Origin of the sequence: Dyella sp. (genome assembly GCF_051954575.1) — a bacterium.
Taxonomy (GTDB): domain Bacteria; phylum Pseudomonadota; class Gammaproteobacteria; order Xanthomonadales; family Rhodanobacteraceae; genus Dyella_B.
Window position 1 is genome coordinate 1 of record NZ_JBQCHP010000140.1, and the last position, 3,139, is coordinate 3,139.

The following is a 3,139-nucleotide window of genomic DNA, read 5'->3' on the forward strand; positions in this document are numbered from 1 at the left end:
GTTCGCAAAATCAATCTGCGGATTGGGGCTTGCGTAGTTGATGCTCGGCGGCAGCTGCCGGTGCTTCAGCGCCTGCACCGTCTTGATCAGTCCCGCTACTCCCGCCGCTACATCCAGATGGCCAATGTTTGGCTTTACCGATGTGATGGCGCAGAACTGCCGCCCGGATGTATAGGTACGAAACACCTGGCTCAGTGCATCGATTTCCACCGGATCACCGAGCACCGTGCCCGTACCGTGCGTCTCAATATAAGAAATGGATTCGGCCGAGGTGGCGGAGGAAATTAACGCTTCGGCAATGACATCGATCTGTCCGGAAACGCTGGGCGCGGCAAAACTCAACTTGTCGCTGCCGTCGTTATTGATGGCATAACCTCTGATCACTGCATGGATGGTGTCGCCATCTTTCAGTGCCTCGGACAGGCGCTTCAGCAGCACGATGCCTACGCCATCGCCGAATATCGTGCCGTTGGCGCGCGCATCGAACGCATAACAGTGACCATCGCGCGATTGGATGCCACCGTCCTGGTACAGGTAGCCGTGGCTATAAGGAAAAATCGATGCACCACCAGCCAAAGCCAGATCGCAATCGTAGGAAGCCAGTGCACGACAAGCCTGGTGTACAGCCACCAGCGAAGTGGAACAGGCCGTATTGACGTTGACGCTGGGGCCGGTGAGGTTTAGCCGGTATGACAGATATGTGCTGGCGAAATCCTTGCCGTTGGCAAGCAGCATCGACATATCCATTGCTTCGTTTTCCGGCGATGGCTCGCCGCTCACCTGGTTGAGCCGCGACAACACCATGGAAAGCGGGTAAAGACTGGAGGACACGCCCGCATAGACGCCGACGATCGGCCGCTGATGCTCGCTCGCGTAACCGGCTTGTTCGAGCGCTTCCTGCGCGCACATCAACAGCAATCGCCGCTGCGGATCCATATACATCGCTTCGGCAGATGAAACGCCGAAAAAAGCCGGGTCGAATAGCTCGTAGTCCGCAATATGGCTGGATGCCGATACATAAAGCGGATCATCGGCCAGTGCCTCGTTCACTCCGGCCGCCAGCAATTCCTGCCGCGACAATTGGCGGATGGAACATTTGCCGGCGGCAATGTTGCTCCAGTATTCGTCGCTGTCGTCCGCGCCGGGGAAACGGCAGGCCATGCCAACAATGGCAACGTGCTGGTCATGACCGCTCATGGCTGGCTCGCTGTGGAGGAAGTGTCGACGGCCAGTTCCCGGTTGCGTCGCCGTTCGAGTCGCTTGCTGACGATGCCTGCGGCGCTCGCTCCTTGTTGTGCGGCGTCCAGGAAATGCGCCAGCTCTGCAATCGTGGGGAACTGGAACAGATTCGCAATGGTTATCTGTGGGTATCCCTGTGCGCGGATGGACTTGTGCACTTGCACGAGCGTGAGCGAATCTCCGCCAAGTTCGAAGAAATTATCCCGCGTACCGATCTGCCCAATGCCCAGTACATCCTGCCAAACGACGACCAGCTTCTGTTCCGTGGCGCCGAACGGCTCGACGTAATCGGTGGGTACGCTCGGTCTGGCGTGAAGCGCCGCACGGTTCTTTCTTGCAGGAGTCATCTGCAGCCATTGCGCAATGCGCGCATCCAGGGCCTGCGCGGAGTGCACCCATTGCGGTAGCGACGGCAGTCGCATCAGTCGATCGAAAATCCGCACCCCTTCGGCAGCCGTGACACCTGGGTGGCTGCTGGCCAACCCGACCGTTTCCTCGAACAGCCAACCATCCCAGTTCACGCTCAACCAGCGTCGGTCACCGCTGTTGTGGCGAGCTTGGGCAAAGGCATCCAGGTAGCTGTTCGCCGCGGCATAGGCGCCAAGGCCCAGCCCTCCCAGCACGGCGGAAAGCGAAGACATCAATAGACACAAACCGATGTTTCGCTCATCGATGCATCGCGCCAGCACCTGCGTGCCATGCACCTTGGCGCGAAAATGCTCCTGCTGCGCCGAACCAGCCAGTTCATGCAGGCCTTGCATGGCGTCACGTACTTTTCCGGCGCCGTGAATGACGGTATCAATCGGCCCCACTTCCTGCTCGGCACGATCGAATGCTGCATGCATTTGCGCGTAGTCGGCTACGTCGGCCACCAAACAAAGCAGTTTGCAGCCACTTGCCTCGATACTTCGCAAATATTCATTCAGATCCTCCGCAGGAGGCTTGCGTGCGATAAGGGTGATGCCCGTAGCGCCGCCTGCGGCAAGATGCGCGGCAAGCGCCAGGCCGATGCGTCCAAGTCCGCCGGTGATGAGATAGTGGCCGTGTGTCTTTATGCGCAGCGCGCCGGCAGCCGAGCTGTGGCGCTCGTAACTCAATCCCCAACGCCGGCTGCCTCGCCATGCCACTTGCATCGGGCGCTCGGTCGCGGTGATCTCCATGCCGAGCTGCACCGCTAGCCGCGCGTTGCCGGCTGAACGCTGCACATCAATGTGATAGCAGCGGCATTGCGGCAGCTCCTGCGGAATCACTTTGCATAACCCCGTCCCCAGCGCCATGGAAGCGTCGATAGGCTCCTCGCCGGTAATGCTGAGGGCACTGTCGGTAACTAAGTCGATGGTTGCCGGTGAGTCCGCACAAGCCGCTGCAAGACTGCGCGCCAAATAAAGCAGGCTGTCAAAATTTGAAGGCGCGTCAAAACTCCAAAGATGGACAACACGAATGGACCTTGACGCAGGCACGGCCAATTCATGTAACACGCGCGCGTAATCGGCCTCGGCAGCAGCGTCGATGACGTAATGCTCTGCGTCGATGCGGCGGTAGCCCTCTCCTGCCGTGATGATGATCGTGTCCGCATCCTGCTTCATGAGACGTTCGCGCAAGGAGGCACCGATACCTTGCGCGTCGCAGAGCACGAGCCACAACGATCCGGCGGCATCCCGCTCCTCTGACAATGGCGCAAGCTGTTTCCAGACCGGTGCATACAGTCCGTCGCCAGAGGGTTGCGCGGCGGTAATCGGAAGCTCCCCTACGCCGATGCGCTCGATCCAATGACGCTGCCGCTCGAAGGGATAGGTTGGCAAGGGGATGCGCCGGCAGCGCTCGTGGGCGTGATAAGCCGGCCAGTCGATCGCCATGCCCGCTTGCCACACCTGCCCCAGCGCCTGCTGCAGCACCTGGG

2 protein-coding genes are annotated in these 3,139 nt (G+C 60.0%); both read right to left on the reverse strand.

Annotation, left to right across the window (positions count from 1 at the left end):
* The coding region (locus tag ACTHNE_RS17650) for a polyketide synthase (RefSeq protein WP_324939254.1) at positions 1-1,197 on the reverse strand (1,197 nt) is incomplete at its 3' end.
* Positions 1,194-3,139: SDR family NAD(P)-dependent oxidoreductase (locus ACTHNE_RS17655; protein WP_440269926.1), on the reverse strand; the 1,946-nt coding region annotated here is incomplete at its 5' end. The genes ACTHNE_RS17650 and ACTHNE_RS17655, both read right to left, overlap by 4 nt.